The organism is Pseudomonas sp. StFLB209 (assembly GCF_000829415.1).
In the GTDB taxonomy this organism is placed as follows: domain Bacteria; phylum Pseudomonadota; class Gammaproteobacteria; order Pseudomonadales; family Pseudomonadaceae; genus Aquipseudomonas.
Map to the genome: position 1 here is coordinate 3595922 of NZ_AP014637.1, position 26000 is coordinate 3621921.

Genomic DNA, 26000 nt, shown 5'->3' on the forward strand with positions numbered 1-26000 from the left:
AAAGCCGCTCCTACTAACCCCCGCCCACATATTCTTTACGCTGCGCCAACCCCTGCTTGAGGTAATCCACCAGCTTGCGCACTTTCGGCGACAGGTGGCGTTGCTGCGGATACAGCGCCCACACCGCGGTATTGGGCGGCTGGTGCGCTTCAAGTAGCGACACCAGCGCACCGCTTTGCAAGTGCTCCAGCACGTAATAGTCCGGCAACTGACACAACCCCATGCCATTCAAGGCGGCGTCCAGCACCGCCTGACCGCTGTTGCAACGCCAGTTACCCTGGATCCGTTGTGAAAACTCCCGACCGTTGTATTGCAGCAGCCAGGTGTCGCTGCTGCCGATCAGGCAGTTATGGCGGTTGAGCTCCGACAGGCTGTGCGGTCGGCCGTAGCGCTCCAGATAGGACGGTGAAGCGCACAGATACATGCGTCGCGGTGCCAGGCGGGCGGCGACCAGTCGTGAATCCTGTAGCCGCCCGAGGCGAATCGCCAGGTCTAGGCCCTCGTGAACCAGATCCAGCGTATCGTTAGACAGCTCGATGTCGATGCGCAACTGTGGGTACTGCTCCATGAAGCGTGTCACCAACGGTGCGATGAAGCGCTCGCCGTAAGCAACGGCGCAGGTCATGCGCAGCAAACCCTTTGGCTCGCTGGTCAGGTCGCCCACGGCACGCAAGGCTTCCTCGCGGCCATCCTGCAAACGCTGGCAGTGCTGCAAAAATGTCTGGCCGGCTTCGGTCAGCGCCACGCGCCGGGTGCTGCGATACAGCAAGCGGGTCTGCAGACGCTCTTCGAGGCGCACGATCTGCCGGCTAATGTGCGATGACGACACCCCCAGACGCTGCGCGGCGGCGGTGAATTGCCCGCATTCGGCAACTGCGACGAACTCGTCCATTCCTTCCCAGCCACTGCTGAACATCGATTATCCCTGTATGGCAATAATGTTTTGCTTTTACCCGATTATTCACCAGAGCAGCCTGTAATACACTGCTGAAATCACTTTTTACCCTTCAAGCCCATAAAGCCTCCCAAGGAGAACCGCATGATCAAGTCGCGTGCCGCTGTAGCTTTCGCCCCTAACGAACCCCTGCGTATCGTTGAAGTCGATGTCCAGCCGCCTCGTGCTGGCGAAGTGCTGGTGCGTGTCGTGGCCAGCGGCGTCTGCCACACCGATGCCTACACCCTGTCGGGTCAGGACTCTGAAGGCATCTTCCCGTGCATTCTCGGTCACGAGGGTGGCGGTATCGTTGAGGCGGTGGGTGAGGGTGTCACCTCGCTGCAGGTGGGCGATCACGTCATTCCGCTGTACACCGCCGAGTGCGGCAAGTGCAAGTTTTGCACCTCCGGCAAGACCAACCTGTGCCAGGCGGTGCGTGCCACTCAGGGCAAGGGCCTGATGCCTGACGGCACTACCCGGTTCAGCTACAACGGCGAGCCGGTCTACCACTACATGGGCTGCTCGACGTTCTCCGAGTACACCGTGCTGCCGGAAATCTCCTTGGCCAAAATCCCCAAGGAGGCGCCGTTGGAGAAGGTCTGCCTGCTGGGTTGCGGCGTGACCACCGGTATCGGTGCGGTGCTCAACACCGCCAAGGTCAAGGAAGGCGACACCGTAGCCATCTTCGGTCTGGGCGGCATCGGCCTGGCGGCGATCATCGGCGCCAAGATGGCCAAGGCCTCGCGCATCATCGCTATCGACATCAATCCGGCCAAGTTCGACATCGCCCGTGAGCTGGGAGCCACCGATTTCGTCAATCCAAAGGATCACGAGCGTCCGATCCAGGAAGTCATCGTCGAGCTGACCGATGGCGGCGTGGACTACTCCTTCGAGTGTGTCGGCAACGTCAACCTGATGCGCGCCGCGCTGGAATGCTGCCACAAGGGCTGGGGCGAGTCGGTGATCATCGGTGTTGCCGGCGCCGGTCAGGAAATCTCTACCCGTCCGTTCCAGCTGGTCACCGGCCGGGTATGGCGCGGTTCGGCATTCGGCGGCGTGAAAGGCCGTACCGAGTTGCCGTCCTATGTGCAGAAGTCGGAAACCGGCGAAATCCCGCTGGACAAGTTCATCACCCACACCATGGGCCTGGACGAGATCAACCATGCGTTTGAACTGATGCATGAAGGCAAGAGCATCCGTTCCGTCGTCCACTTCTAAGAGCGCTGCAAGTTTCAAGCAGCAAGTGGAGTTCGCTCTTGCTTGCCGCTTGTAGCTTGAGGTTTATAGCTGGAGGCTCCATGAGTCTGGAAAATATCTCCTGCCAGAAAAGCTTCGGCGGCTGGCACAAGCGTTACAAGCATCACTCCAAGGCGCTGGGCTGCGACATGGTGTTCGCGGTCTATCTGCCGCCGCAGGCCGAACAGGGTGGCAAGCTGCCGGTTCTATACTGGCTGTCGGGGCTGACCTGCACTGACGAGAACTTCATGCAGAAAGCCGGTGCCCAGCGCCTGGCCGCCGAGCTGGGGTTGATCATCGTGGCGCCGGATACCAGTCCGCGCGGGCCGGATGTTGCCGGTGACCCGGAGGGTGCCTGGGATTTCGGTCTGGGCGCCGGTTTTTATCTCAACGCCACCGAGCAGCCATATGCCCGGCACTACCGGATGTACGATTACGTGGTCGATGAACTGCCCGCGTTGATCGAAGAGCATTTTCCGGCTTCCCAGGCCCGTGGTATCAGCGGCCACTCAATGGGTGGTCACGGTGCGCTGGTCTGTGCGCTGCGCAATCCGGGTCGCTACCAGTCGATCTCGGCCTTTTCGCCGATCAGTAATCCGGTTGATTGCCCGTGGGGACAGAAGGCCTTTTCGCGTTACCTGGGCGAAGACCGCTCGCGCTGGCGCGAGTGGGATGCCAGCCTGCTGTTGGCCCAGGCCACGCAGAAGCTGCCAATCCTGGTCGACCAGGGCGACCGTGATGATTTCCTGGTCAACCAGCTCAAGCCCGAGGCGCTGGTACAGGCTGCCAAGGCGGCCGGACATCCGCTGAACCTGCGTATGCAGCCTGGCTATGACCATAGCTACTACTTCATCGCCAGCTTCATCGAAGAACACCTGCGCCATCACGCGACGGCCCTCAAAGCCTACTGACAGGCCGCCCCAAGGTCTGCCAAAGCAGGTAGAATCTCGCCCTGACTTTTCTCGGGGCGTTTTTCTATGCGTATAGGCCATGGCTACGATGTGCACCGTTTCGCCGAAGGCGATTTCATTACCTTGGGCGGCGTGCGGATAGCACACGGTTTCGGCCTGTTGGCACATTCCGATGGCGATGTCCTGCTCCACGCCCTGAGCGATGCTCTGCTGGGTGCAGCAGCGCTGGGCGATATCGGCAAGCACTTCCCGGATACCGACCCGCAGTTCAAGGGCGCCGACAGCCGCGTGCTGCTGCGTCATGTGATCAAGCTGGTCGGGGAGAAGGGCTGGAAGGTCGCCAATGTCGACGCCACCATCGTTGCCCAGGCGCCCAAGATGGCCCCGCATATCCAGGCCATGCGCGAGCTGATTGCCCAGGACCTGCAGGTCGATCTCGATCAGGTCAACGTCAAGGCCACTACCACGGAAAAACTCGGCTTCGTCGGCCGTGAAGAAGGCATCGCGGTGCATGCCGTCGCGTTGTTGTTGCGCGCATGACCGAACTCGAACTGCTTGGCCCGCGGGCTTATGGCGATGCGCTGGGCACCGCGCAACTCAAGGCGGTGGCCGAAGATTTCCAGGTCGATGAAGTACTGGACATCCCGTTGTCTGGCGATGGCGAACACCTGTGGCTGTGGGTCGAGAAGCGTGAGCTGAACACCGAGGACGCTGCGCGTCGTCTGGCGCGGGCTGCGGGCGTGCCGTTGCGCACGGTCAGTTATGCCGGCCTCAAGGATCGCCAGGCGCTGACCCGCCAGTGGTTCAGTATCCAGTTGCCGGGCAAGGCTGACCCTGATCTGGCTGGCGCAGAGGATGCCAGCCTGGCGATCCTCAAGCGCGGCCGGCATCGGCGCAAATTACAGCGCGGTGCCCACTCGGCCAACGGTTTCACCTTGCGTCTGACTGCGCTCAATGCCGACAAGGTGGCCTTGGACAAACGTTTGCAGGCCATTGCCGCGCAGGGTATTCCCAACTACTTCGGTGCCCAGCGCTTTGGTCATGACGGCGGCAATTTGCCGCACGCTCGTGAATATGCCGAGCGCATGGCGTTGCCCGAGCAACGCGCGGTACGCTCGCGGCTGTTGTCGACGGCGCGCAGTTATCTGTTCAACCGGGTACTGGCCGCACGGGTCGCCGACGGCAGCTGGAACCGCGCCCAGGTCGGCGACTTGCTGGCATTCACTGACAGCCGCAGCTTTTTCCCGGCCGGGCCTGAGGAATGCAACGACCCGCGGCTGGCGATTCTCGACCTGCACCCGACCGGCCCGCAGTGGGGCGAGGGTAATTCACCTGCGGCGGCGGCCACGGCGGAACTCGAGAATGGCGTGGCTGCGCAGGAGCCGGCATTGCGTGACTGGCTGGTAAGGGCGGGAATGGAACACGAGCGTCGCATCCTGCGACTGCCCATCGGTCGTCTGACGTGGCATTATCCCGAGCCTGACATTCTGCAACTGGAATTCGTCCTGCCGCCTGGATGTTTCGCGACCGTACTGGTCCGCGAACTTGTCGATCTGGTGCCGGTGGGGCTTACGGATAACCCATGCGTATTCTGATTTCTAACGATGACGGGGTCGCCGCGCCCGGTCTGGCAGCGTTGTATGCAGCGCTGTCGGATTATGCCGAGTGCGTGGTGATCGCCCCTGACCAGGACAAGAGCGGTGCCAGCAGTTCGCTGACCCTCGATCGTCCACTGCACCCGCAGGTGCTGGCCAACGGTTTTATCAGCGTCAACGGCACCCCGACCGACTGCGTCCATCTGGGCCTTAATGGTCTGTTGCCGGACGAACCGGATATGGTGGTGTCCGGGATCAATCTGGGCGCCAACCTGGGCGACGATGTGCTGTATTCGGGGACTGTGGCCGCTGCGCTGGAAGGCCGGTTTCTGCAACGCCCGAGCATCGCCTTTTCGTTTTTGTCGCGTCAGCCGGACAACCTGGCCACGGCGGCGCATTACGCGCGCCTGCTGGTCGAAGCGCACGAGCAGCTCGATCTGCCTGCGCGTACGGTGCTGAATGTGAACGTGCCCAATCTGCCGCTGGACCGGATACGCGGTATCCAGTTGACCCGCCTGGGGCATCGCGCCCGTGCGGCTGCGCCGGTCAAGGTGGTCGACCCGCGCGGCCGCGCCGGCTACTGGATTGCAGCCGCCGGAGATGCGGAGGACGGCGGTGCCGGGACTGATTTTCATGCCGTGATGCAGGGCTATGTGTCGATCACGCCATTGCAGCTTGATCGCACCTATCGGGATGGTTTCGACAGCCTGAACGTCTGGCTGGAGGGGCTGCGTTGAATTCAAGGGATGATCTGCTGCGCCGTGGTATCGGCATGACCTCGCAACGCACCCGCGAGCGTCTGATCCAGCGTCTGTACGAAGAGGGACTGAGCAACTCCCGGGTACTGGATGTAATCCTCAAGACGCCCCGGCATCTGTTTGTCGATGAGGCCCTGGCGCACCGCGCCTATGAAGATACGGCTTTGCCGATCGGCCATAACCAGACCATCTCCCAGCCATACATGGTGGCGCGCATGAGCGAGTTGCTGCTGGAGGCTGGCCCGTTGGACAAGGTGCTGGAGATTGGCACCGGTTCAGGCTACCAGACGGCGGTATTGGCGCAACTGGTTGAACGGGTGTTTTCTGTCGAGCGGATCAAGGTCCTGCAGGACCGTGCCAAAGAGCGTCTGGTCGAGCTGAATCTGCGCAATGTGGTGTTCCGCTGGGGGGATGGCTGGGAAGGCTGGCCGCCGCTGGCGCCCTACAACGGCATCATCGTGACTGCAGTGGCCGCTGATGTGCCTCAGGCGCTGCTCGATCAGTTGGCGCCTGGTGGGCGGATGGTCATCCCGGTTGGGGCGGGTGAGGTTCAGCAACTGATGCTGATCATCCGTGAGGAACATGGCTTTTCCCGACACGTACTGGGTTCGGTGCGCTTTGTGCCGTTACTCAATGGACCGCTGGCGTGAGTGGTCGCAGTGAATTCTGCCCGCGCTTACCGGTCTATCCAGCACCCCGGATGTGGCAAGGTGGCACTAGCGAGCGGTGGCTGTGCACCAGAGGCTAGCGTTCGTAATGGTTACACTGGCGGTTCAGTGGTGTTGCGACACAATTGAAGTCTTTCCAATTCAGTCACCAGTAAAGGGAGTGGCGGGTGAGTCATAGGGTCATTCGACAGCTTGGTTCTTTCACAGGTTTTCAGCATCTGCTGCTGGGCGTTGTGCTCAGTGTTGTGCTGGTTGGCTGTGCCAGCTCGCCTTCGGGCGGCGTGAGCGTCGTCGATCGCAACGGTAATGCCGTCGCGCAACGGGCGCCGGTCACCAAGGGGCAATACGTGGTCAAGCGCGGTGATACCCTGTTTTCCATTGCCTTCCGCTATGGCTGGGACTGGAAGGCTCTGGCGGTGCGCAATGGAATCCCCGAGCCTTTCACCATTCGTCCGGGTCAGACAATCCGTTTTGACGGGCGCTCCGACCCGGCTCCAGTCGTGGCGACCCGTGCTCCGGTGGTGACTTCCAGTTCCACCACCAGCAGTGGTTCAGGCTCTGTAAAAACCACGGTCATTTCCAAGCCGGTGGCTGTCACGCCAGTGGTCATTGCGCCTGCGGCAACCACTCCGGGCGGTGTTGCCGAGCGTTCGCCGAGCGGCTGGACATGGCCGGCCAGTGGCGTGTTGATAGGCAAATTTTCATCAAACGGTAGTTTGAATAAAGGAATTGATATCGCCGGGGATTTGGGACAGCCTGTTTTGGCAGCGTCTGATGGATCTGTTGTTTACGCCGGAAGTGGATTACGGGGCTACGGCGAATTGATCATCATCAAACACAGCGATACCTACGTCAGCGCCTACGGTCACAACCGCAGGCTCTTGGTACGGGAAGGACAACAAGTCAAGGCAGGGCAGACAATTGCCGAGATGGGGTCAACGGGAACTGACCGGGTGAAGCTGCACTTTGAGATTCGCCGTCAAGGAAAGCCTGTGGACCCTCTGCAATTTTTGCCGCGCCGTTGAGTGTTGCCAGCCTGTTCCTGACGTAATTAGGAACAGGCTCAAGTGTTGCCACGGAGATCAGGCGACGCTGGAGCTTGAGGTCGAACTCACCAAAGGACTATAACAATGGCTCTTAGCAACGGGGCGCCGGAGTTTGACATCGATGATGAAGTGCTCCTCATGGACGCTGGCATTGTCCTGGAGCAGGTGTCGGACGAGAAGCAGCCGTCTACTGCAGTCTCGGCTCGCACCAAGGCCAAAACTTCCTCGTCGCTCAAACAGCATAAGTACATCGATTACACCCGGGCGTTGGACGCCACCCAGCTGTATCTGAACGAGATCGGTTTCTCTCCCTTGCTGTCCCCGGAAGAAGAAGTCCATTTTGCACGCCTGTCGCAAAAGGGTGATCCGGCCGGCCGCAAGCGCATGATCGAGAGCAACCTGCGGCTGGTGGTCAAGATTGCCCGGCGGTACGTCAACCGCGGTCTGTCTCTGCTTGATCTGATCGAAGAAGGTAACCTGGGGCTGATCAGGGCGGTTGAGAAGTTTGATCCCGAACGCGGCTTCCGGTTCTCGACCTATGCGACCTGGTGGATTCGCCAGACCATCGAGCGGGCGATCATGAATCAGACGCGGACCATCCGTCTGCCGATTCATGTGGTCAAGGAGCTGAACGTCTATCTTCGTGCCGCGCGCGAGTTGACCCAGAAGCTCGATCACGAGCCTTCCCCGGAAGAGATCGCCAACCTGCTGGAAAAGCCGGTCAGCGAAGTCAAGCGCATGCTCGGGCTCAACGAGCGGGTGTCCTCTGTCGACGTCTCGCTGGGGCCTGATTCGGACAAGACCCTGCTCGACACCCTCACCGATGATCGGCCAACCGACCCGTTTGAACTGCTGCAGGACGATGACCTTTCCCAGAGCATCGACCAGTGGTTGTCAGAACTGACCGAGAAGCAACGTGAGGTTGTGATCCGCCGCTTCGGTCTGCGTGGTCATGAAAGCAGTACCCTGGAGGATGTGGGGCTGGAGATCGGCCTTACCCGAGAGCGGGTGCGGCAGATTCAGGTCGAGGGGCTCAAGCGTCTGCGCGAGATTCTGGAAAAGAACGGTCTCTCCAGCGAATCCCTGTTCCGCTAGGCTGGCGAGCGAAAAAGCCGATATCAACCAACCCGATGTTGATATCGGCTTTTTCATATCTGCATATTCTTATGACATATTGCTGACAATAGCGTTTATATGTCTGCATTTTTATCCTGTAACCAACACTTTCAGCGACTGATGACTGCGCGTGTAATCCATTGCTTACCCATGTTGTAAGTCGTTGTAGTCCTGGGTTGCAGATTATTAGCTATAGAGTATTGGGAAGTTTCCCATCCTGTTGATTTGAATGGGGTTTCAGGTTTCTGGCGTAAAGCTTCGCCGGTTGTTTCCGGTTTTCAGGGCATTGCCCTGAGCGAAAAAATCACTAGTATCTGAACTGTGCCAACGGAGTGGCGCAGGCGCTCAAGGAAGAACACCTCAAGGACATCGCAGGATGCGATTCATCAGGATGATGAAAAGGATCAAATGGACCATGGAAAAAATGTGGGCGGTCATACCGCCCCTTTTTTTGCCTGCCCGAAAGTGTCGGCAGGCGCTGCGCGAATGGCCCGCGCAGAACCCTGGAATCAACGCTCCAGATCGGCGATCTTGCCGGTCTTGCCGTCCCACTCGGCAGCATCCGGCAAAGCGTCCTTGCGTTCGGTGATGCTTGGCCAGATTTCTGCCAGTTCGGCGTTGATCTCGATGAAGTTCTCCATGCCAGCCGGGATCTCGTCTTCCGAGAAGATGGCCTGGGCCGGGCATTCAGGCTCGCACAGTGCGCAATCGATGCACTCATCCGGGTGAATCACCAGGAAGTTCGGGCCTTCGTAGAAGCAGTCCACCGGACAGACTTCTACGCAGTCGGTGTACTTGCACTTGATGCAGTTGTCGGTGACGACGAAGGTCATTTCTAATTTTCTCCTCAGGCGGCGGCAGCATCGCTGTGTCAGCCAGCGATACCGGGCTCGGGAATGACACCGGGCCGAATGAAAGCACGTGCAGGTAAGCGGCCTTAAGGCAGGTTGGTTGAATCCGCCTGCCGCTTGACCTTGGTTCGCTGCGTGTTCACGCGGCTCATATGACTGCTCGACCAGATTCAAACTGAGAGCATCCCAAAACCGCGCAGGATTCTAACAGCTTGTTACGCTTCGCGTCATAGTCGAGTTTGCAATGAATACAATAAGTCCAGAGCCTGACGCGGAGTCAGGTCATCGGGCTTGATCCGCCCCAGTTCTTCAAGTACCGGATGGGGCAGGCTGGCGAACAGGTCGTTTTGCACGGGGGCTGCAGGTTTTCCGGCTTTGGCCTTGGGCAGGTCGTGGGGCAGGCTGGTGGTTTCCAGGCGTTGCAGATGCTCTTTGGCACGGCTGATGACCCGCGCCGGAACGCCGGCCAGCTGGGCCACGGCAAGGCCATAGCTCTGGCTGGCAGGGCCTGGCAGCACCCGGTGCAGGAACACGATCCGTTCGTTGTGTTCGGTGGCATTGAGATGTACGTTGCTGACCAGCGGCTCGCTCTCGGGCAGCACGGTCAACTCGAAGTAGTGGGTCGCGAACAGCGTATAGGCGCGCAATTGGGCGAGACATTCTGCCGCAGCCCAGGCCAGCGACAATCCGTCGAATGTGCTGGTGCCACGACCGACTTCGTCCATCAATACCAGGCTGCGGTCGGTGGCATTGTGCAGGATATTGGCCGTCTCGCTCATCTCGACCATGAAGGTCGAACGGCCGCCGGCCAGGTCGTCACTGGAGCCAATCCGGGTGAAGATCCGGTCGACCAGCGACAGCTCGCAAGCCGCAGCCGGGACGAAGCTGCCGATATGGGCCAGCAAGACAATCAGCGCGGTCTGACGCATGTAGGTCGACTTACCGCCCATATTGGGACCGGTGATCACCAGCATGCGCGTGTTGTCGTCCAGTGCCAGGTCGTTGGCCACGAAGGGGCTGGACAACACCTGCTCGACCACCGGGTGGCGGCCTTGCTCGATCTTCATGCACGGTTGCGCGACGAAGTCCGGGCAGTTGAGGTCCAGATTGAGGGCCCGTTCTGCGAGGTTGCTCAGGACGTCCAGCTCGGCCAGGGCCGCTGCGGTGTCCTGTAACGGCGCAAGATGGCCGATCAGGTCTTCAAGCAGGGTTTCGTAGAGGATCTTCTCCCTGGCCAGGGCGCGGCTTTTGGCCGACAACGCCTTGTCTTCGAACTCCTTGAGTTCCGGGGTTATGAAGCGTTCGGCGCCCTTGAGGGTCTGGCGCCGAATGTAGTCGGCCGGTGCCTGTTCGGCCTGCTTGCTAGGCAGCTCGATGAAGTAGCCATGGACACGGTTATAGCCGACCTTGAGGTTGGCCAGGCCGGTGCGGGCCTTCTCTCGGGCTTCAAGGTCAATAAGGAACTGGCCGGCGTTCTCGCTCAGCGATTGCAGCTCGTCCAGCTCGGCATCGTAGCCGGTCTTGAGCACGCCGCCGTCGCGGATCACCGCGGGCGGGTTATCGATGATTGCGCGTTGCAGCAGGTCTGCCAGTTCCGGGTAAGTGCCGGCGGTTTTCGCCAGTTGTTGCAGGTGCGGCGCTTCCAGATCGGCCATCGCCTGTTGCAGCTCGGGCAGGGCGCTCAGCGCATCGCGCAAACGAGCCAGATCACGAGGGCGCGCGTTGCGCAGGCCGATCCGCGCCAGAATGCGCTCGATATCACCGATTTCCTTGAGCTGCGGTTGCAGGCTTTCGAAGCGGTAGCGGTCCAGGAAGCAGGCGATCGCGCTCTGGCGGGCCTGGATCACGCCAAGATCGCGCAGCGGGCGGTTCAGCCAGCGAATCAGCATGCGGGTCGCCATCGGTGTCTGGCAGCGGTCCATGACCGACAGCAGGGTGTTGTCGCGCCCGCCTGCCAGGTTGGTGTCCAGTTCCAGGTTGCGCCGGCTGGCACCATCGAGAATCACTGTATCGTCCATGCGCTCGTGGCGCAGGCTGCGCAGGTGAGGCAGGGCGGTACGCTGGGTTTCTTTGGCATAACCGAGCAGGCAGCCGGCAGCGCCGATGGCCAGGGTCAGGGTTTCGCAGCCAAACCCCTTGAGGTCCTGAGTACCGAACTGTTGGCACAGGCTCTTGTGCGCTGTGTCACGCTCAAAGTCCCAAGGCGCGCGGCGTCTGGCGCCACGGCGTTTTTCTGCCGGCAGGCCCTGTGGCCAGTCGTCGGGGATCAGCAACTCGACCGGGTTGATCCTTTCCAGTTCGGCCAGCAGGTTCTCCCAACCCTTGATCTCCTGGACGCTGAACAGGCCGCTGGTGATGTCCATCACCGCCAGGCCGAACAAGCGCTCATCGCCGAGCAGGGCGGCCAGCAGGTTGTCACGGCGCTCATCGAGGAGCGCCTCATCACTGATCGTACCGGGAGTGATGATGCGAACCACCTGGCGTTCTACCGGTCCCTTACTGGTGGCCGGGTCGCCGATCTGCTCGCAGATCACCACCGACTCGCCGAGTTTGACCAGTTTGGCCAGGTAACCTTCGAGTGAGTGGAAGGGAATGCCGCACATGGGGATGCTTTGACCTGCCGACTGACCGCGGGCGGTGAGGGTGATATCCAGCAGCTTGGCGGCTTTTTTCGCATCTTCGTAGAAGATTTCGTAGAAGTCGCCCATGCGATAGAACATGAGTTGGTCTGGATGCTGGTTTTTCAGTTTCCAGTACTGCTGCATCATCGGGGTGTGGGCGGACAGATCGGTAATGGCTTTATTCATCAGTGGGTCAGGCGGGTTCGTTCTATAAAGTAAGGGCGCTTCAAGGCAGACGAGTTGTCTGCCGACCAATGACATCAAGGTTACCATGCGCATCAGGTCGAATCATGACCTCACGTTTTGCTGCTGCCTTCTACCTCGATTCCCTGTGTAGACTTTGCGCCCAACTTATCCAGATCAATGGCATCAGGAGTGCTGCATGGACGACCTTACCCGGCTTGCCGGCTTGCTTGGTGAGCATCTGCAACGTCTGCAGGCTCAGGTCAGCACCGCCGAGTCTTGTACCGGTGGCGGTATTGCCGAAGCCATTACCCGCATAGCGGGCAGTTCGGCCTGGTTCGAAGCCGGCTATGTGACCTATTCCAATGCGCAGAAAACCCGCCAGCTGGATGTGCCGCAAGAACTGTTCGCCAGCGTGGGTGCAGTCAGTCAGGAGGTTGTGCAGGCCATGGCCCTCGGTGCGCAGCGTCACAGTGGTGCACGGTTTGCGGTGGCGGTCAGTGGTGTCGCCGGGCCAGGCGGCGGCTCTGCGTCCAAGCCGGTCGGTGCGGTGTGGCTGTGCTGGGTGGCCGGCGAGCAGATCATTGCCCGTTGCCATGTGTTTGCCGGTGATCGGGATGCCGTGCGCCGACAGACGGTAAAGGCTGCGCTAGAGGGGCTCGTAGGGCTTTGTGCTGGAGAAAACTCCAAACAGGGGTAGGCGTTCGCTCAAGGCTGTGGAATAATACTGGCTACTTATACAGGTGTTGTGGCCGCAAGGCCCTTTTTGAATTTGATTACGTGAGGACTTCAATGGACGAGAACAAGAAGAAAGCCTTGGCTGCGGCCTTGGGTCAGATCGAGCGTCAATTCGGCAAAGGTGCCGTAATGCGCATGGGTGACCACGAGCGCCAGGCGATTCCTTCCATCTCTACCGGCTCGCTGGGTCTGGACATCGCGCTGGGCATTGGTGGCCTGCCCAAAGGCCGGATCGTTGAAATCTATGGTCCGGAGTCTTCCGGTAAGACCACCTTGACCCTGTCGGTCATTGCCCAGGCCCAGAAAATGGGCGCTACCTGCGCCTTCGTTGACGCCGAGCACGCGCTGGACCCCGAGTATGCTGGTAAATTGGGTGTCAATGTCGACGACCTGCTGGTGTCGCAGCCCGATACTGGTGAGCAGGCGCTGGAAATCACCGACATGCTGGTGCGTTCCAACGCTGTTGACGTGATTGTTGTCGACTCCGTGGCAGCACTGGTACCCAAGGCTGAAATCGAAGGCGAGATGGGTGATATGCACGTGGGCCTCCAGGCCCGCCTGATGTCCCAGGCGCTGCGCAAGATCACCGGTAACATCAAGAACGCCAACTGTCTGGTCATTTTCATCAACCAGATCCGGATGAAGATCGGTGTGATGTTCGGTAGCCCGGAAACCACCACCGGTGGTAACGCCCTCAAGTTCTACGCTTCGGTCCGGCTCGACATCCGCCGTACCGGCGCTGTGAAAGAGGGGGATGAAGTGGTCGGTAGTGAGACCCGGGTCAAGATCGTCAAGAACAAGGTTGCGCCACCGTTCCGTCAGGCTGAGTTCCAGATCCTGTACGGAAAGGGCATTTACCTTAACGGCGAAATCATCGACCTGGCTGTGGCCCATGGCTTCCTGGAAAAATCCGGCGCCTGGTACAGCTACCAGGGCAACAAGATTGGCCAGGGCAAGGCCAACTCGGCCAAGTTCCTTGCCGAGAATCAGGAAATTGCCAAGGCACTTGAAAAGCAGATTCGAGACAAACTGCTCAGTGGTGGTGCCGCTGCTGCCGACAACCGCACAGCGGACATCGATGAGTCCGCTGACGATATGGCTGAAGCTGACGCCGATATCTGATTGCGCTCATGACCACCGTACTCGATACGCCTGTCGCTGTACGGCGTTCTGCAATGGACCTGCTCGCACGACGCGAGCATGGTCGTGTCGAGCTGACGCGCAAGTTGCGTCAGCGCGGCGCCCCGCCTGAAATGATCGAAGCTGCTCTGGATCGTCTTACCGACGAAGGACTGCTTTCCGAAGCCCGTTACCTTGAGAGTTTTGTCGCCTCGCGTGCACGTTCCGGCTACGGTCCCTTACGCATTCGTGAGGAGCTGGGGCAGCGTGGTCTGGCGCGTGCCGATATCGAGCAGGCGCTAAAAGAGTGCGAGGTCGATTGGCGAGCTCGTCTGTCTGAAGTCTGGCAGCGCAAGTTCGCAGGCCGGCGACCCGCCGATGCGCGTGAGCGGGCTCAACAAACCCGCTTTCTGGCTTATCGGGGTTATCCAATGGATCTGATTGGCCGCTTGTTAAACGGCCGAGAAGACGACTGATCCGTTCAGAGCGCGCCGAGCGCTGAGGATTGTTCTGCTGCCGACGCTATGGTTTTCTCAGCCCGGTTCTGTGGCTCGTTGATCACGTCTATCAATTCTCTGAGGCGCCCCTGCTGACGGCCGGTGGAGTTGAACGTCAGACGGCTGAGCTGGCTGAAGCGTTCTTCGTCGTGATCGGGATGGTAGCTGTGTTGCTCAAAGCTGCCGCTCAGGCACAGGTCGGCAAATTCCTCACGTATCTGCTCCAGCGCTGTTTCGCTAAGCGCATGATGCATGCGGATCACAAAGGTCTTCTTCAGCCAACGGGTTGAATGGAAATTGCTGTAAAAGCGATTGATCTCATCGACGGCCTGTTCAGGGCTGTGCACCAGACGCATGAGCTTCATGTCGCTGGGCAGTATGTAGCGGTTGTCCTGCAACTGGTTTTTCATGAAGTCCAGCGCGCTCTGCCAGAAGCTGCCGTCAGCTGTGTCGAGCAGTACCACCGGTACCAACGGGCTTTTGCCGGTCTGGATCAGGGTCAGTACTTCCAGGGCTTCGTCCAGCGTGCCGAAACCACCTGGGCAGAGCACCAGCGCGTCCGCTTCCTTGACGAAGAACAGCTTGCGGGTGAAGAAGAAGTGGAACGACAGCAAATGGTCGCTGCCATCGACGATCGGGTTGGCGTGCTGTTCGAACGGCAAGGTGATATTCAGACCCAGGCTGTGACTGAAACCTGCTCCTTCATGAGCTGCGGCCATGATGCCGCCACCGGCACCGGTGATGACCATCAGGTCGGCTCTGGCCAGTTGTTCACCCAGGTTTCTGGCCATGGCATAAAGCGGATGCTCTACAGGTGTACGGGCAGAACCGAATACGGTGACTTTACGGCGCCCCTTGAACTGTTCCAGTACGCGAAAGGCATTGTCCAGTTCGCGCAGGGTCTGCAAGACGATCTTGGCGTTCCAGCGGTTGCGGTCATCTTCGGCCATGCGCAGCACCGTCAGGATCATGTCGCGGTACAGCGGCAGGTTGGCGGTGGCTGGTGCGATCTGCCTGATGTGCTCCTCGATCTGCGAGGTGATGTCCAGGCCGTTGCTCTGGAAGTGCCGGGCTAAAACGTCGTTGGCTACATACGGCATAAAGGTCTTCTCCTTCGACAGGCATTGGTTGCTTTTGAACAAGCGCACTTTCGAACGGTGCTGAGGTGTCCTGTCGGTGTACGTGGTTGACGGAATACGTGGGGTGTCCGCACGTAGTCCGTAAAGCGCAGAGCATCTGCAACGCATGTAAAGATTTATAGCGTCAGCGCGCCGCTGATGTCGACTTGATGATGTTTCTCTTCATGAACAATGAGGTCGCGATGCCCACTCGTCAGGCGGGCAGGTGGTCGCCCGTTGCTCTGATTTACTTAGAACAGGACTCGCTCACAAGCATTGCAGAGCGGGTTGGTGTGGGTGCGATGAGGTATGCAGGGAGGCTGCAGATGGTATTCATCGAACTGGAAGTGGATCAGGCACTTTACGATGCGTTGGTACAGGCGGCTAGGGACAACAGGCTGACGCTGCGTCAGGAGTGCCAGCGGCGCTTGTGCGGTGAAGGAAGGCGTTCACGTTATATCAATGCCCTGATTGCCGAACTGCGTGCCGATGATGAACAGCGGCGCGCAGTGCTGGCAGCCAAGCGCAGGGCGGGTGGCTGAAGGCTTGCTAGGCTGTTGAAAAATTACCTGCCTCGCCTACGTTTTTCAACGGCCTGCTACTTCTTGGTCTTGGCGGCAGGCTTTGCGGTGCAGTCGGCGTTGCTGAAGGTCTGGGCCATGATCGGCCGGTTGGTTTTGTATTCGCTGAATTGATATTTCAGCACTGCACCTTTGGTCATCAACTGGCGATAGCCATTATTGTGGCAAACACTGGCGCCCAGTTGAGCGCGCACGGTGTCAGGATTGGCACGCATTTGTTGGGCCTGGCCCTCACGCACGCTCAGATGATTGATCAGCTCGTGGCCGTTGACGGTGTAACCTTGATCCAGAAGGTCTTCATTGATGGCCCGTGGGGTACCGACGCTGCTCTCTTTGGCGACCTTTTCCAGCATCTGGCTCAGTTCATACTCCTGCTTGGAGGCCGCCTGGGCAGCCAGAGGGGCTACCAGCAGCAGGGTAAGGGTTGGGGCGATGAGGCGCAGCATGGAATTCTCCTGATTCGGTGGTGAGGGTCTGACCAGCGCCATCGATTGGCGTTCACCGTAGTGGCACAAGTATAGGGCTTGCCAGGCTGCTTCACACCTGGGCACTTGCCGGTCGGGCTCTGGTAGACTTCGCGCACTTTTCTGTTCTGTCGGGTATCTGTTGTGCCGATGCTGTCGTTGTGCAGGTTCATTCTGCAATGAGCCATGCCGTATCCCGTTTGCGCCAGGACCGCCTGGCGCGCAGTAGCAAACCTTTTCTGGCTCGCGGTTCGCGGGCGCCGCGTTGTCCTGATTGCCGGGTCATTTTCAGCTATTGCCTGTGCGCCTTGCGCCCCAAAGTGGCCGCCAGCTCCGGGATATGCCTGCTGATGTACGACACCGAGCCGTTGAAACCGACCAACACCGGTTGGCTGATTGCGGATGTGATCGCAGACACTCATGCGTTTGGCTGGTCGCGCATCGAGGTTGACGCGCAACTGCTGAGCCTGCTGGACGATCCCCAGTGGCAGCCTTATCTGGTGTTTCCAGGCGAGTTCGTGGCGCAGGAGCGGGTGGTCGATAAGGTCATTCCTGAACCGGGCAAGCGGCCGTTGTTCATTCTGCTTGATGCGACCTGGACCGAAGCGCGCAAGATGTTTCGCAAAAGTCCGTATCTGGAGCGCTTTCCGGTGCTGAGCCTGGCGCCGGAGCAGCTTTCGCGTTATCGCCTGCGGCGTTCAAAGCGTGAAGACCATTTTTGTACGGCCGAAGTCGCCGCATTGTGTTTGGAGCTGGCCGGGGATGTCGAGGCGAGCCATGTGCTGGATGCCTGGCTGGATGTTTTCACTGCCCACTATCTGGGTGCCAAGTTCCAGCGGCCAATTGATCCTGACGATGCGGCGCACAGTCTGGTGAAAGGCTTTCGGTAATATATAAGCGTGCATCAAGAGGCTAATTGCCATCTTCTGGCGGGTATCTCGCTTGACCCGCACCGGATGGCTGGGCATTCTTGGCGCCGCCCTGAGGCTTGATTTTCCGGGCGTGGTTCGCTGGGGCAATGGAGAGTGGCCGGCATCTCCCGGATGCCTTGTTGAGTACCCGTACTCACTATAAGAACAGGATCAGACCATGACCTACGATATCTTGATCGCCGATGATCACCCGCTGTTTCGCAGTGCCTTGCATCAGGCCCTGAGCCTGGGGCTTGGCCCTGAGGTGAGACTGGTCGAGGCCGAGAGCATCGCGCAGATCGAGGCGCATCTGCAAGGCAAGACCGACTGGGATCTGGTTCTGCTGGATCTGAACATGCCGGGCGCCTATGGCTTTTCCGGTCTGGTATTGCTGCGTGGGCAATATCCGCAGATTCCGGTGGTGATGGTCTCGGCTCAGGAAGAGGCCGCGATTGTCGTACGTTCCCGTGAGTTCGGTGCCAGTGGTTTCATTCCCAAGTCGAGTCCTCTGCAGACGATCCAGCAGGCAGTGCGTGCCGTGCTTGACGGCGATACCTGGTGGCCGCCGCAGGCCGATGAGCCGGTCAGTGTCTCGGCTGAAGCCAAGGCCGCCAGCGCCGGTCTGGCCAGCCTGACACCCCAGCAGTTTCGGGTTTTGACCATGGTTTGTGAGGGGCTGCTCAACAAGCAGATCGCCTTCGAACTCAATGTATCGGAAGCAACCATCAAGGCCCATGTGACCGCCATCTTCCGTAAGCTCGGTGTGCGTACCCGCACCCAGGCGGCGCTGTTGCTGCAACAGCTGGAATCAATTGCGGCGCACTGATCGCACCACAGGTTCACGTTTTTTTGACTGAGCCTCGCTTAGCTTCCCTCATCCTTTCTGCATGGCAGTTTTTGTATGTTGTCGCCTTTCAAGGGCCAGACCGGCCTTAAACGTGTTCTCAATGCTGCGGGCTATTCATTCGATGGTCTTAGCGCAGCCTTCAAGGGCGAAGCCGCTTTTCGTCAACTGGTCTTGCTCAATGTGCTGTTGATTCCGCTGGCATTCTTGCTTGATGTCAGTCGTGGCGAGCGGGCGCTGCTGATTGCTGTGTGCTTGCTGGCGCTGATTGTCGAATTGCTCAACTCGGCGGTGGAAGCGGCGATTGACCGTATCTCTCTGGATCTGCATCCGTTGTCCAAGAACGCCAAGGACATGGGCAGCGCCGCGCAACTGGTAGCCCTGAGCATGATCGCCGCAGTATGGATGGTGGTGTTGCTCGGCTGAAGCCTTTTAGTCTTGATAAAGGCTTGGCAACACAATCTGGTCGCTGCGCTGGACACCGGCGGTGAACGCGCGGCACAGCTCAAGAAACTCGCGCATGGCCGAGGTCTGGTATTTCTGTTTGTGCCAGATGAAATAGAACTGCCTGGACAGATCCAGCTCTGGAGTGTCCAGCGCCACCAGGCTGCCGCGCCGAAACGCATCGCGCAGTGCCAGCCTGGAAATGCAACCAATCCCCAGCCCTGATTCAACTGCGCGTTTGATGGCCTCGGTGTGCTCCAGTTCCAGACGCACGTTAAGACCGTTACGATGATGACGCATGGCCTGGTCGAAAGTCAGGCGAGTACCTGAACCCTGTTCGCGCAGAATCCATGCTTCACGGGTCAGCTCTTCCAGGTTCGCCCGGCCTTGTCGGGCCAGTGGGTGTTGTGGGGCGCAGAACACCACCAGTTCATCCTCGACCCAGGACTGCACTTCAATGTCCGGATGGCTGCAGTCGCCTTCAATCAGGCCCAGATCAATTTCATAATGGGCCACCTGCTGTACAACATGCGCGGTGTTCTGCACATGCAGCTTGACCTGGCTTTCCGGGTGGCGCTGCATGAAGCCGCCGATCAATAGGGTCGCCAGATAATTGCCGATGGTCAGCGTGGCACCCACCGCCAGCGAACCGAAGCCGGATTTACCGTTGAGCAGGTCTTCGATTTCCTTGGCCTGGTCGAGCAGGGCCACAGCCTGCGGCAGCAACTGGCGCCCAGTCGCGTTAAGGCTCAGGCGCTTGCCGGCACGGTCAAACAACTGGCAGCTCGACTGGCGCTCCAGTTCGGTAATCGAAGTGCTGGCCGCTGACTGCGACAGCGACAGCATGACCGCAGCTTTGGACACGCTTTCCTGCTGCGCGACGGCGACGAAGACTTGAAGCTGGCGGAGAGTAAATCGCATATCTATATAACCGATAACCCATATCTTGATAATCCAGTTAACAGATATTGTGTCTGCCACTAGAATGGCGCGCAATAGTGCCTGTGCTGGCGTGGATGATTTTTTTCAGGAGTTTTCCCGTACATGAGTAACATGTATCACGAGCGTGTCCTCAGTGTTCATCATTGGAACGACACCCTCTTCAGCTTCAAGTGCACCCGGGACCCAGGTCTGCGTTTCGAGAACGGTCAATTCGTCATGATCGGTCTGCAGCAGCCCACCGGGCGTCCGCTGATGCGTGCCTACTCTGTCGCCAGCCCGAACTGGGAAGAGCATCTGGAATTTTTCAGCATCAAGGTGCCGGACGGCCCGCTGACATCGCAGCTGCAGCACCTCAAGGAAGGCGACGAGATCCTGATCAGCAAAAAGCCTACCGGTACCCTGGTCCTCGACGACCTGCTGCCGGGCAAGCATCTGTACCTGCTGAGCACCGGCACTGGCCTGGCGCCATTCATGAGCGTCATCCAGGATCCGGAAACCTACGAGCGCTTCGACAAGGTCATTCTGGTGCACGGCGTGCGTTGGGTCAGCGAAGTGGCTTACCACGAGTTCATCACCGAAATCCTGCCACAGAACGAGTTCTTCGGTGAGGCGGTGCGTGAAAAACTGATCTACTACCCGACCGTGACCCGCGAGCCTTATCATAATCAGGGCCGTCTGACCGACCTGATGCGCAGTGGCAAACTGTTCGAAGACATCGGCCTGCCGCCGATCAATCCACAGGACGACCGTGCCATGCTGTGCGGCAGCCCGAGCATGCTGGATGAAACCAGCGAAGTGCTCGACAGCTTCGGCCTGAAAGTTTCGCCGCGCATGCGCGAGCCGGGCGACTACCTGATCGAGCGTGCTTTCGTCGAGAAGTAAGCCCTGCGTAATAAAAAACCGCCGTTTCGTCAGAACCGGCGGTTTTTTTGTGCCTGTTCGTCAGGCTGAAAGCACAACCTCAAGCACCCGAATGACCCCGGCCTGCGGGTAGTGCCAACGTACATCCAGATCCCAGAACTGTGCGCCGTAGCGGCGTTCTGGGGACGGGGTCTGATAGGCCGGCTTCGGATCCTGCGCCAGGCATTGTTCGATCAATTCCACCAGCGGCTCTGCCAGCCGTTGAGCGTGCTCATGGGCCTGTTGCAAGGCATCGTCCTGCCATAGCACCGCAATCAACGAGGGCGCGGCGCTGGCCATGCCATTGTGAGCGTCGGGGATGCTGTCGGCGTAAGGCACATAGGGTTTGATATCCAGCACCGGTGTACCGTCGAGCAGGTCAATGCCCGACAGCCACAGGCGGCCGGGTTCGACCTTGTCCAGGCGCACCACCGACTGGCCGATGCCGTTGGGCCGGTGGGTCGCCCGGGTGGCGAACACCCCCATGCTCTGGTTGCCGCCCAGGCGTGGTGGCCTGACCTTCAGCCGCGGCGTTTGTTCCAGCGCCTGATGGAAGACGAACAGCAGCCAGACATGGCTGATCTGCTCCAGCCCCTGCACGGCATCGCCCTGATCGAAGGGCGGTAGCAGCTCCAGAACCCCCCGCGCCGCCGGCGCCAATTGTGGCTGACGGGGGATGGCGAACTTCTCCTTGAAACAGGAGCGGACGATACCGACCGGTGAAACCTGATAACTCATGGCTGAGCAGGGCGCAGGCGCTGGGCGAGACCTTTGAGGAAGTTGCGCAGCAACTGATCACCGCACTCGCGATAGTTGTTGTGGCCGACCTTGCGAAACAACGCGCTGAGTTCCGGCTTGGAGACCGGGAAGCCGGTGGCATCGAGAATCGCGTGCAGGTCTTCTTCCTTGAGTTCGAACGCCACCCGCAGTTTTTTCAGCACCAGATTATTGGTGACCGGCAGCTCGATGGGCGGCGCCAGCCGGCTTTGGTCCTTGCCGCGTTTGTAATAGACCAGGCCATCGAGAAAGTGCGCCATGACCGTGTCCGGGCAGCGGACAAAGCCTTCTTCCTCTTCGCGCTTGATCCAGCCGGCCACTTCGGCGCGGGTTACGGTCTGGTCGGCCAGTTTCAGAATCTCGACGATCTTGTTGTCGCCGGCCGCCAGGATGTAGCGCACGCTGCGCAGGATATCGTTGTTAAGCATGGTGAAAGGTCCAGTGAAGCGATTTCAGAATTTTTCCCGGCTACTCAGGTAGCGCCATTGTCCTTCAGGCAGCTTGCCCATTGACACGGTGCCAATGCGCAGCCGGCGTAAGCTGACAATCTGCACGCCGACTGCCGCGCACAGTTGCGCGACGAGATCCGGTTGCGGGTTTTTCATGGCCAGGCGCAGGCGATTTTCGCTTTGCCAGCTAGCCTTGACGGCAGGCAGTTCCTTACCTTTCCAGGTGACACCATGGTTCAGGCGGTTGAGGCCGTGAGCGACCATCTCGCCGCTGACCTGGACAAGATATTCCTGCTCGATCTTGCTGCGATCGTCGGTCAGCTTGCGCAGGGTTTTCCAGTCCTGGCTGAACACCACCAGGCCGCTGGCGTTGTCCTGCAGAGTGGAAATGGCCTTCTGGCGCAGAAAGTGCCCCTTGAGCACGCGTTTACCGAAGCTCAGTTCATTGCACAAGGTGCCCGGTGTGATCGACTGCAGCGCAGCGTCAAGGCTCATGCCTGCCGGTTTGTGCAGGATCAGGGTCACGGGATCCGGGGCGGTGGCCTTGGCATCGGCGTTCAGTTCGACCTTCTGCTGGGCGGTGACCTTCAATTGCGGCTCTTCGATCACCTCGCCGTCGACAGTCACCCAGCCGCCTTCGATGTAAAGCTCGGCCTCCCGGCGCGAACAGCCGGTCAGCTCGATAAGGCGTTTGGAGAGGCGTATAGGGTCTGACATTGCTGGTAACCGTTGAAAGAGGTGAATGGCGCAATTGTACGCTGGCTGGCACGCCTGAACGTACGGATATCAGCCGCGGCGTGCCAGTGTCATGCGCAACATGGGGTAGGGCTGGCCGAGGCCATCGACGGCTGTACGGCCGCTGATCTTGAAGCCTTGTTTCTGGTAGAACCCCAAGGCCTTGGGATTCTGTTCGTTGACGTCCAGTTCACGGATACCGAAGTGTTCGATAGCGTGGGCCAGCAGTTGTCGCCCCAGACCCTGGCCGCGATAGTCGGCCGCGATGAACAGCATTTGCAGCTTGCCGCCGCTGACGCCGGCAAACCCGTTGATCAACTCGCCGTCACGGGTACAAAACAGGCTTACCGAATCGAGGTACTGTTCGAACAGCAGCTTCCTCAGCCGGATGATGTAGTGTTCGGGCAGAAACAGGTGAGTGGCACGCACCGAGCCTTCCCAGACATCGAGCAGGCGCGGATAGTCGTTTTTCTCGGGGATGTAGAAATCCATCTCGCAATCCTTCAACCAGTTGCCGAAAATGAAAAGCCCTGCCAATGGCAGGGCTCGAAAGCACGCCAGGCGGCTTACAGCACTTCAGCCCACAGGTCGTATTCGTCTGCGTCAGTGACCCGGCAGATGATCTTGTCGCCAGGTTTGACCGGGCTGTCGTCTTCCAGACCAATGTAGACGTTGCCGTCGATTTCCGGGGCATCGAAGAAGCAGCGGCCGACTGCGCCGCGCTCGTCGACTTCGTCGATCAATACTTCGATTTCCTTGCCAATCTTCATCTGCAGGCGTGCCGCGCTGATTGCCTGCTGGTGAGCCATGAAGCGATCCCAGCGTTCCTGTTTGACGTCATCGGGGACTTCAGGCACGTCCAGGTCATTGGCCGGTGCGCCTTCTACCGGCGAGTACTGGAAGCAGCCGACGCGGTCGAGCTGGGCTTCGGTCAGCCAGTCGAGCAGGTACTGGAAGTCCTCCTCGGTCTCGCCCGGGAAGCCGACAATAAAGGTCGAGCGGATGATCAGCTCCGGACACTGTTCGCGCCAGTTCTTGATCCGCGCCAGGGTCTTGTCTTCAAAGGCCGGGCGCTTCATCAACTTGAGTACTTTCGGGCTGGCGTGCTGGAACGGGATATCCAGGTACGGCAGGATCTTGCCGGCGGCCATCAGCGGGATCAGCTCATCGACGTGCGGGTATGGGTAAACATAGTGCAGGCGAACCCATACGCCCAGAGTGCTCAGGGCCTGGCACAGTTCGGTCATGCGAGTCTTGACCGGCTGGCCGTTCCAGAAGCCGGTACGATACTTGACGTCCACGCCATAAGCGCTGGTGTCCTGAGAGATGACCAGCAGTTCCTTGACGCCCGCCTTGACCAAACGCTGCGCTTCGTCCAGTACATCACCCACCGGGCGGCTGACCAGCTTGCCGCGCATCGACGGGATGATGCAGAAGCTGCAGCTGTGGTTGCAGCCTTCGGAAATCTTCAGGTACGCATAGTGGCGCGGGGTGAGCTTGATGCCTTGCGGTGGCACCAGGTCGATCAGCGGGTTGTGCTCGTGATTGGGCGGCACCACCTCGTGAACGGCGGTAACCACTTGCTCGTACTGCTGGGGACCGGTGACCGACAGCACGCTCGGGTGCACATTGCGGATCACGTTCTCGTCGACGCCCATGCAGCCGGTCACGATCACCTTGCCATTCTCGGCAATCGCCTCGCCGATCACTTCCAGCGACTCAGCCTTGGCCGAGTCGATGAAGCCACAGGTGTTGACCACCACCACATCGGCATCCTGATAGGTCGGCACGACTTCGTAACCTTCCATGCGCAATTGGGTCAGGATGCGTTCGGAGTCTACAAGCGCCTTTGGGCACCCTAACGATATCATTCCTACACGTGGGGCCTTCGCTGTCATCATAATAGGGTGATCCTCATCAGGGCTTTTTTCTAATGGCTAAAAACGGCGCGCGAGTATACAGCTATTTGCGCTTTTCTGACCCACGTCAAAGCACAGGCAGTAGTGCCGATCGTCAGTTGCAGTATGCCCAGCGGTGGGCAGCTGAGAAGAACCTGGTTCTTGATGCTTCCCTTTCGATGCGCGACGAGGGGTTATCGGCTTACCACCAGCGGCATGTTACCCAGGGCGCCCTGGGCGTGTTTCTCAGAGCGATCGAGGACGGCCGCATCGCAAGTGGATCTGTTCTCATCGTGGAAGGCCTGGACCGGTTAAGTCGTGCAGAGCCGATTCAAGCGCAAGCGCAACTGGCGCAGATCATCAACGCCGGCATCACTGTAGTGACTGCAAGTGACGGTCGTGAGTACAACCGGGCCAGTCTCAAGGCCCAGCCAATGGACCTGGTCTATTCGCTCCTGGTCATGATCCGGGCGCATGAAGAATCGGACACAAAGAGCAAGCGCGTGAAGGCGGCGATCCGTCGGCAGTGTGAGGGCTGGCAGAACGGAACATTCCGAGGGCAGATCCGGAACGGCACTGATCCTATCTGGTTGACCTGGACAGGAAGTGAATGGCAGTTCGTACCGGAGCGGGTCGCGGCCGTCAAACGAGCGCTACAGCTGTATCAGGAGGGCAATGGTGCAGTACGAATTGTCAGGGCACTGCACGACGAAGGCCTGGTGTATATGAAGAAAGGCGCAACGACGTTACAGATCTACCGCCTGATTCGACTGCAGGCTCTGCGAGGTGCCAAGACGCTCACTATCGACGAAGAACAGTTTGTTCTAGAGGGCTACTACCCACGGTTGTTATCGGAGTCAGAATGGGCAGATCTGCAGCAACTGACGGGTGAGCGTTTTCGACGTCGCGGTCATGGTGAAATCCCTGGCATCGTGACGGGGATGGGAATCACATATTGCGGCTATTGCGGTACGGTCCTGCTTGGGCAAAACATCATGGGGCGGCCACGCAAAGCTGATGGGTTGGTTGCCGATGGCCACCGCCGCCTTCACTGTCTTGAGTACAGCCGAGATGCGGGTTGTCCTGCCAGCGGCTCTATCAGTGTCGTGCCAATCGAGCGTGCCTTGCTCAGTTACTGCTCTGACCAGATCAACCTGCAGCGTCTCCTGCAGGAGGGCGACGGCGGTCAGGGTGTGCGGCAACAAATCGTGTTGGCCAAGGCCAAGATCGAGAAAATCACCGCGCAGCTGGACAAAATCACCGATGCGCTGCTGGCCGACGATGACGCCCCGCCTGTGGCTTTCATTCGCAAGGCTCGTGAGCTTGAAGCTCAGCAGGCAGAACTCAAGACTGAGATCACACGCCTCGATGGCGAGCTGATAAAGGTTGCCAGGGCCGCGCAACCGGCGAAGGCTGAGCTGTGGTCTGAGTTAGCCGAGCGCGCTCTGCAGCAAGACACTGATGCGCGGGAGAAGGTGCGTCAGTTGGTAATGGATACGTTTCAACGAATCGTCATCTACATGCGCGGGATCGGATCAAGTGACAGAAAGTCGTCGGTGATCGACGTACAGCTGATCTCCCGCACTGGGCAGAACCGCGTTCTGCAGATCAATCGGCGCAGTGGTGCCTGGGTGGCCAGCGAAGACTGGTGACTTCAAACGGCC

The 26000-nt window shown here is 59.4% G+C and carries 28 protein-coding genes; 17 read left to right on the plus strand and 11 right to left on the minus strand.

The window, feature by feature from the left end; translation table 11 throughout:
* Positions 1 to 13: 13 nt before the first annotated feature.
* Positions 14 to 916 (minus strand): LysR substrate-binding domain-containing protein, encoded by a 903-nt coding sequence (locus PSCI_RS16000; protein WP_045488728.1) that lies wholly within the window; start codon positions 914 to 916, stop codon positions 14 to 16.
* Between the two features lie 123 nt (positions 917 to 1039).
* Between PSCI_RS16000 and PSCI_RS16005 the strand changes: the two genes are divergently transcribed.
* The 8 genes from PSCI_RS16005 to rpoS all read left to right on the plus strand — a co-directional run bounded on the left by PSCI_RS16005 (position 1040) and on the right by rpoS (position 8243).
* Entirely contained in the window at positions 1040 to 2152 is a 1113-nt protein-coding gene (locus PSCI_RS16005) for an S-(hydroxymethyl)glutathione dehydrogenase/class III alcohol dehydrogenase (protein WP_045488731.1), read from the plus strand.
* 80 nt (positions 2153 to 2232) lie between these two features.
* On the plus strand, positions 2233 to 3081 hold the full coding sequence (fghA, locus tag PSCI_RS16010) for an S-formylglutathione hydrolase (RefSeq protein ID WP_045488733.1): 849 nt from the start codon (positions 2233 to 2235) through the stop codon (positions 3079 to 3081).
* Positions 3082 to 3147: 66 nt separating this feature from the next.
* Entirely contained in the window at positions 3148 to 3621 is a 474-nt protein-coding gene (gene ispF, locus PSCI_RS16015) for a 2-C-methyl-D-erythritol 2,4-cyclodiphosphate synthase (RefSeq protein WP_045488736.1), read from the plus strand.
* A complete protein-coding gene (gene truD / locus PSCI_RS16020; RefSeq protein ID WP_045488739.1) occupies positions 3618 to 4676 on the plus strand; it encodes a tRNA pseudouridine(13) synthase TruD in 1059 nt (352 codons plus the stop codon). Before ispF ends, truD begins: the two co-directional genes overlap by 4 nt.
* Positions 4664 to 5413, plus strand: coding sequence for a 5'/3'-nucleotidase SurE (gene surE, locus PSCI_RS16025; protein ID WP_045488742.1), 750 nt, complete (start codon positions 4664 to 4666; stop codon positions 5411 to 5413). The genes truD and surE overlap by 13 nt, the downstream gene beginning before the upstream one ends.
* Positions 5414 to 5448: 35 nt before the next feature.
* Positions 5449 to 6084 carry a protein-L-isoaspartate(D-aspartate) O-methyltransferase gene (locus tag PSCI_RS16030; RefSeq protein ID WP_045494436.1) on the plus strand — a complete coding sequence of 212 codons (636 nt, stop codon included), beginning with the start codon at positions 5449 to 5451 and terminating at the stop codon, positions 6082 to 6084.
* Positions 6085 to 6269: 185 nt separating this feature from the next.
* Positions 6270 to 7127 (plus strand): peptidoglycan DD-metalloendopeptidase family protein, encoded by an 858-nt coding sequence (locus PSCI_RS16035; RefSeq protein WP_045488745.1) that lies wholly within the window; start codon positions 6270 to 6272, stop codon positions 7125 to 7127.
* Positions 7128 to 7232: 105 nt separating this feature from the next.
* Positions 7233 to 8243, plus strand: coding sequence for an RNA polymerase sigma factor RpoS (rpoS, locus tag PSCI_RS16040; protein WP_045488748.1), 1011 nt, complete (start codon positions 7233 to 7235; stop codon positions 8241 to 8243).
* Positions 8244 to 8773: 530 nt separating this feature from the next.
* Here the strand turns inward: rpoS and fdxA are convergent.
* Both fdxA and mutS read right to left on the minus strand, forming a co-directional pair.
* Entirely contained in the window at positions 8774 to 9097 is a 324-nt protein-coding gene (fdxA, locus tag PSCI_RS16045) for a ferredoxin FdxA (RefSeq protein WP_045488752.1), read from the minus strand.
* 245 nt (positions 9098 to 9342) lie between these two features.
* Entirely contained in the window at positions 9343 to 11910 is a 2568-nt protein-coding gene (gene mutS, locus PSCI_RS16050; RefSeq protein ID WP_162484355.1) for a DNA mismatch repair protein MutS, read from the minus strand.
* A 208-nt stretch (positions 11911 to 12118) separates the two neighbouring features.
* On the opposite strand from mutS, the gene PSCI_RS16055 reads away from it, so the two are divergent.
* From PSCI_RS16055 to recX, 3 genes are all read left to right on the plus strand, one after another.
* Complete coding sequence (locus tag PSCI_RS16055; protein ID WP_045488758.1) at positions 12119 to 12619, plus strand: CinA family protein; 501 nt, start codon at positions 12119 to 12121, stop codon at positions 12617 to 12619.
* Positions 12620 to 12711: 92 nt separating this feature from the next.
* Positions 12712 to 13779: a recombinase RecA gene (recA, locus tag PSCI_RS16060; RefSeq protein ID WP_045488768.1), complete on the plus strand. Its 1068-nt coding sequence runs from the start codon at positions 12712 to 12714 to the stop codon at positions 13777 to 13779.
* Positions 13780 to 13787: 8 nt separating this feature from the next.
* Positions 13788 to 14252 carry a recombination regulator RecX gene (recX, locus tag PSCI_RS16065; protein ID WP_045488771.1) on the plus strand — a complete coding sequence of 155 codons (465 nt, stop codon included), beginning with the start codon at positions 13788 to 13790 and terminating at the stop codon, positions 14250 to 14252.
* Positions 14253 to 14257: 5 nt separating this feature from the next.
* On the opposite strand, the gene PSCI_RS16070 is transcribed toward recX, so the two are convergent.
* Complete coding sequence (locus tag PSCI_RS16070; protein WP_045488774.1) at positions 14258 to 15373, minus strand: TIGR00730 family Rossman fold protein; 1116 nt, start codon at positions 15371 to 15373, stop codon at positions 14258 to 14260.
* A 344-nt stretch (positions 15374 to 15717) separates the two neighbouring features.
* On the opposite strand from PSCI_RS16070, the gene PSCI_RS16075 reads away from it, so the two are divergent.
* Positions 15718 to 15933 carry a hypothetical protein gene (locus PSCI_RS16075; RefSeq protein WP_045488776.1) on the plus strand — a complete coding sequence of 72 codons (216 nt, stop codon included), beginning with the start codon at positions 15718 to 15720 and terminating at the stop codon, positions 15931 to 15933.
* Positions 15934 to 15989: 56 nt separating this feature from the next.
* Here the strand turns inward: PSCI_RS16075 and PSCI_RS16080 are convergent, their stop codons facing one another.
* Positions 15990 to 16418, minus strand: coding sequence for a quorum-sensing-regulated virulence factor family protein (locus PSCI_RS16080; RefSeq protein WP_045488778.1), 429 nt, complete (start codon positions 16416 to 16418; stop codon positions 15990 to 15992).
* A 197-nt stretch (positions 16419 to 16615) separates the two neighbouring features.
* Here PSCI_RS16080 and PSCI_RS16085 point away from each other — a divergent pair, with 197 nt between their 5' ends.
* The 3 genes from PSCI_RS16085 to PSCI_RS16095 all read left to right on the plus strand — a co-directional run bounded on the left by PSCI_RS16085 (position 16616) and on the right by PSCI_RS16095 (position 18617).
* Positions 16616 to 17326: a tRNA-uridine aminocarboxypropyltransferase gene (locus PSCI_RS16085; protein WP_045488780.1), complete on the plus strand. Its 711-nt coding sequence runs from the start codon at positions 16616 to 16618 to the stop codon at positions 17324 to 17326.
* Positions 17327 to 17525: 199 nt separating this feature from the next.
* Positions 17526 to 18173, plus strand: coding sequence for a response regulator transcription factor ErdR (gene erdR, locus PSCI_RS16090; RefSeq protein ID WP_045488785.1), 648 nt, complete (start codon positions 17526 to 17528; stop codon positions 18171 to 18173).
* A gap of 75 nt (positions 18174 to 18248) precedes the next feature.
* Complete coding sequence (locus PSCI_RS16095; protein ID WP_162484335.1) at positions 18249 to 18617, plus strand: diacylglycerol kinase; 369 nt, start codon at positions 18249 to 18251, stop codon at positions 18615 to 18617.
* Between the two features lie 6 nt (positions 18618 to 18623).
* Here the strand turns inward: PSCI_RS16095 and PSCI_RS16100 are convergent, their stop codons facing one another.
* Complete coding sequence (locus PSCI_RS16100) at positions 18624 to 19556, minus strand: LysR family transcriptional regulator (protein ID WP_045488788.1); 933 nt, start codon at positions 19554 to 19556, stop codon at positions 18624 to 18626.
* A gap of 123 nt (positions 19557 to 19679) precedes the next feature.
* On the opposite strand from PSCI_RS16100, the gene fpr reads away from it, so the two are divergent.
* Entirely contained in the window at positions 19680 to 20459 is a 780-nt protein-coding gene (fpr, locus tag PSCI_RS16105) for a ferredoxin-NADP reductase (protein WP_045488791.1), read from the plus strand.
* A gap of 60 nt (positions 20460 to 20519) precedes the next feature.
* Here the strand turns inward: fpr and tsaA are convergent, their stop codons facing one another.
* From tsaA to rimO, 5 genes are all read right to left on the minus strand, one after another.
* Positions 20520 to 21215 (minus strand): tRNA (N6-threonylcarbamoyladenosine(37)-N6)-methyltransferase TrmO, encoded by a 696-nt coding sequence (gene tsaA, locus PSCI_RS16110; protein ID WP_045488794.1) that lies wholly within the window; start codon positions 21213 to 21215, stop codon positions 20520 to 20522.
* On the minus strand, positions 21212 to 21682 hold the full coding sequence (locus tag PSCI_RS16115) for a DUF1456 family protein (RefSeq protein WP_045488797.1): 471 nt from the start codon (positions 21680 to 21682) through the stop codon (positions 21212 to 21214). The genes tsaA and PSCI_RS16115 overlap by 4 nt, the downstream gene beginning before the upstream one ends.
* A 24-nt stretch (positions 21683 to 21706) precedes the next feature.
* Positions 21707 to 22420, minus strand: coding sequence for an rRNA pseudouridine synthase (locus PSCI_RS16120; protein ID WP_045488800.1), 714 nt, complete (start codon positions 22418 to 22420; stop codon positions 21707 to 21709).
* Positions 22421 to 22489: 69 nt separating this feature from the next.
* Entirely contained in the window at positions 22490 to 22930 is a 441-nt protein-coding gene (locus tag PSCI_RS16125) for a GNAT family N-acetyltransferase (protein ID WP_045488803.1), read from the minus strand.
* Between the two features lie 74 nt (positions 22931 to 23004).
* Positions 23005 to 24336, minus strand: a complete 1332-nt coding sequence (gene rimO, locus PSCI_RS16130; RefSeq protein WP_144403384.1) for a 30S ribosomal protein S12 methylthiotransferase RimO — start codon at positions 24334 to 24336, stop codon at positions 23005 to 23007.
* A gap of 35 nt (positions 24337 to 24371) precedes the next feature.
* Here rimO and PSCI_RS16135 point away from each other — a divergent pair, with 35 nt between their 5' ends.
* Positions 24372 to 25988 carry a recombinase family protein gene (locus PSCI_RS16135; RefSeq protein WP_045488809.1) on the plus strand — a complete coding sequence of 539 codons (1617 nt, stop codon included), beginning with the start codon at positions 24372 to 24374 and terminating at the stop codon, positions 25986 to 25988.
* Positions 25989 to 26000 lie beyond the last annotated feature (12 nt).

Bases quoted from the DNA above. Each gene is read 5' to 3' on its own strand.
- PSCI_RS16000 (WP_045488728.1), bottom strand. From the start codon at position 916: ATGTTCAGCAGTGGCTGGGAAGGAATGGACGAGTTCGTCGCAGTTGCC.
- PSCI_RS16005 (WP_045488731.1), top strand. From the start codon at position 1,040: ATGATCAAGTCGCGTGCCGCTGTAGCTTTCGCCCCTAACGAACCCCTG.
- fghA (WP_045488733.1), top strand. From the start codon at position 2,233: ATGAGTCTGGAAAATATCTCCTGCCAGAAAAGCTTCGGCGGCTGGCAC.
- ispF (WP_045488736.1), top strand. From the start codon at position 3,148: ATGCGTATAGGCCATGGCTACGATGTGCACCGTTTCGCCGAAGGCGAT.
- truD (WP_045488739.1), top strand. From the start codon at position 3,618: ATGACCGAACTCGAACTGCTTGGCCCGCGGGCTTATGGCGATGCGCTG.
- surE (WP_045488742.1), top strand. From the start codon at position 4,664: ATGCGTATTCTGATTTCTAACGATGACGGGGTCGCCGCGCCCGGTCTG.
- PSCI_RS16030 (WP_045494436.1), top strand. From the start codon at position 5,449: ATGACCTCGCAACGCACCCGCGAGCGTCTGATCCAGCGTCTGTACGAA.
- rpoS (WP_045488748.1), top strand. From the start codon at position 7,233: ATGGCTCTTAGCAACGGGGCGCCGGAGTTTGACATCGATGATGAAGTG.
- fdxA (WP_045488752.1), bottom strand. From the start codon at position 9,097: ATGACCTTCGTCGTCACCGACAACTGCATCAAGTGCAAGTACACCGAC.
- PSCI_RS16055 (WP_045488758.1), top strand. From the start codon at position 12,119: ATGGACGACCTTACCCGGCTTGCCGGCTTGCTTGGTGAGCATCTGCAA.
- recA (WP_045488768.1), top strand. From the start codon at position 12,712: ATGGACGAGAACAAGAAGAAAGCCTTGGCTGCGGCCTTGGGTCAGATC.
- recX (WP_045488771.1), top strand. From the start codon at position 13,788: ATGACCACCGTACTCGATACGCCTGTCGCTGTACGGCGTTCTGCAATG.
- PSCI_RS16070 (WP_045488774.1), bottom strand. From the start codon at position 15,373: ATGCCGTATGTAGCCAACGACGTTTTAGCCCGGCACTTCCAGAGCAAC.
- PSCI_RS16075 (WP_045488776.1), top strand. From the start codon at position 15,718: ATGGTATTCATCGAACTGGAAGTGGATCAGGCACTTTACGATGCGTTG.
- PSCI_RS16080 (WP_045488778.1), bottom strand. From the start codon at position 16,418: ATGCTGCGCCTCATCGCCCCAACCCTTACCCTGCTGCTGGTAGCCCCT.
- PSCI_RS16085 (WP_045488780.1), top strand. From the start codon at position 16,616: ATGAGCCATGCCGTATCCCGTTTGCGCCAGGACCGCCTGGCGCGCAGT.
- erdR (WP_045488785.1), top strand. From the start codon at position 17,526: ATGACCTACGATATCTTGATCGCCGATGATCACCCGCTGTTTCGCAGT.
- PSCI_RS16095 (WP_162484335.1), top strand. From the start codon at position 18,249: ATGTTGTCGCCTTTCAAGGGCCAGACCGGCCTTAAACGTGTTCTCAAT.
- PSCI_RS16100 (WP_045488788.1), bottom strand. From the start codon at position 19,556: ATGCGATTTACTCTCCGCCAGCTTCAAGTCTTCGTCGCCGTCGCGCAG.
- fpr (WP_045488791.1), top strand. From the start codon at position 19,680: ATGAGTAACATGTATCACGAGCGTGTCCTCAGTGTTCATCATTGGAAC.
- tsaA (WP_045488794.1), bottom strand. From the start codon at position 21,215: ATGAGTTATCAGGTTTCACCGGTCGGTATCGTCCGCTCCTGTTTCAAG.
- PSCI_RS16115 (WP_045488797.1), bottom strand. From the start codon at position 21,682: ATGCTTAACAACGATATCCTGCGCAGCGTGCGCTACATCCTGGCGGCC.
- PSCI_RS16120 (WP_045488800.1), bottom strand. From the start codon at position 22,420: ATGTCAGACCCTATACGCCTCTCCAAACGCCTTATCGAGCTGACCGGC.
- PSCI_RS16125 (WP_045488803.1), bottom strand. From the start codon at position 22,930: ATGGATTTCTACATCCCCGAGAAAAACGACTATCCGCGCCTGCTCGAT.
- rimO (WP_144403384.1), bottom strand. From the start codon at position 24,336: ATGACAGCGAAGGCCCCACGTGTAGGAATGATATCGTTAGGGTGCCCA.
- PSCI_RS16135 (WP_045488809.1), top strand. From the start codon at position 24,372: ATGGCTAAAAACGGCGCGCGAGTATACAGCTATTTGCGCTTTTCTGAC.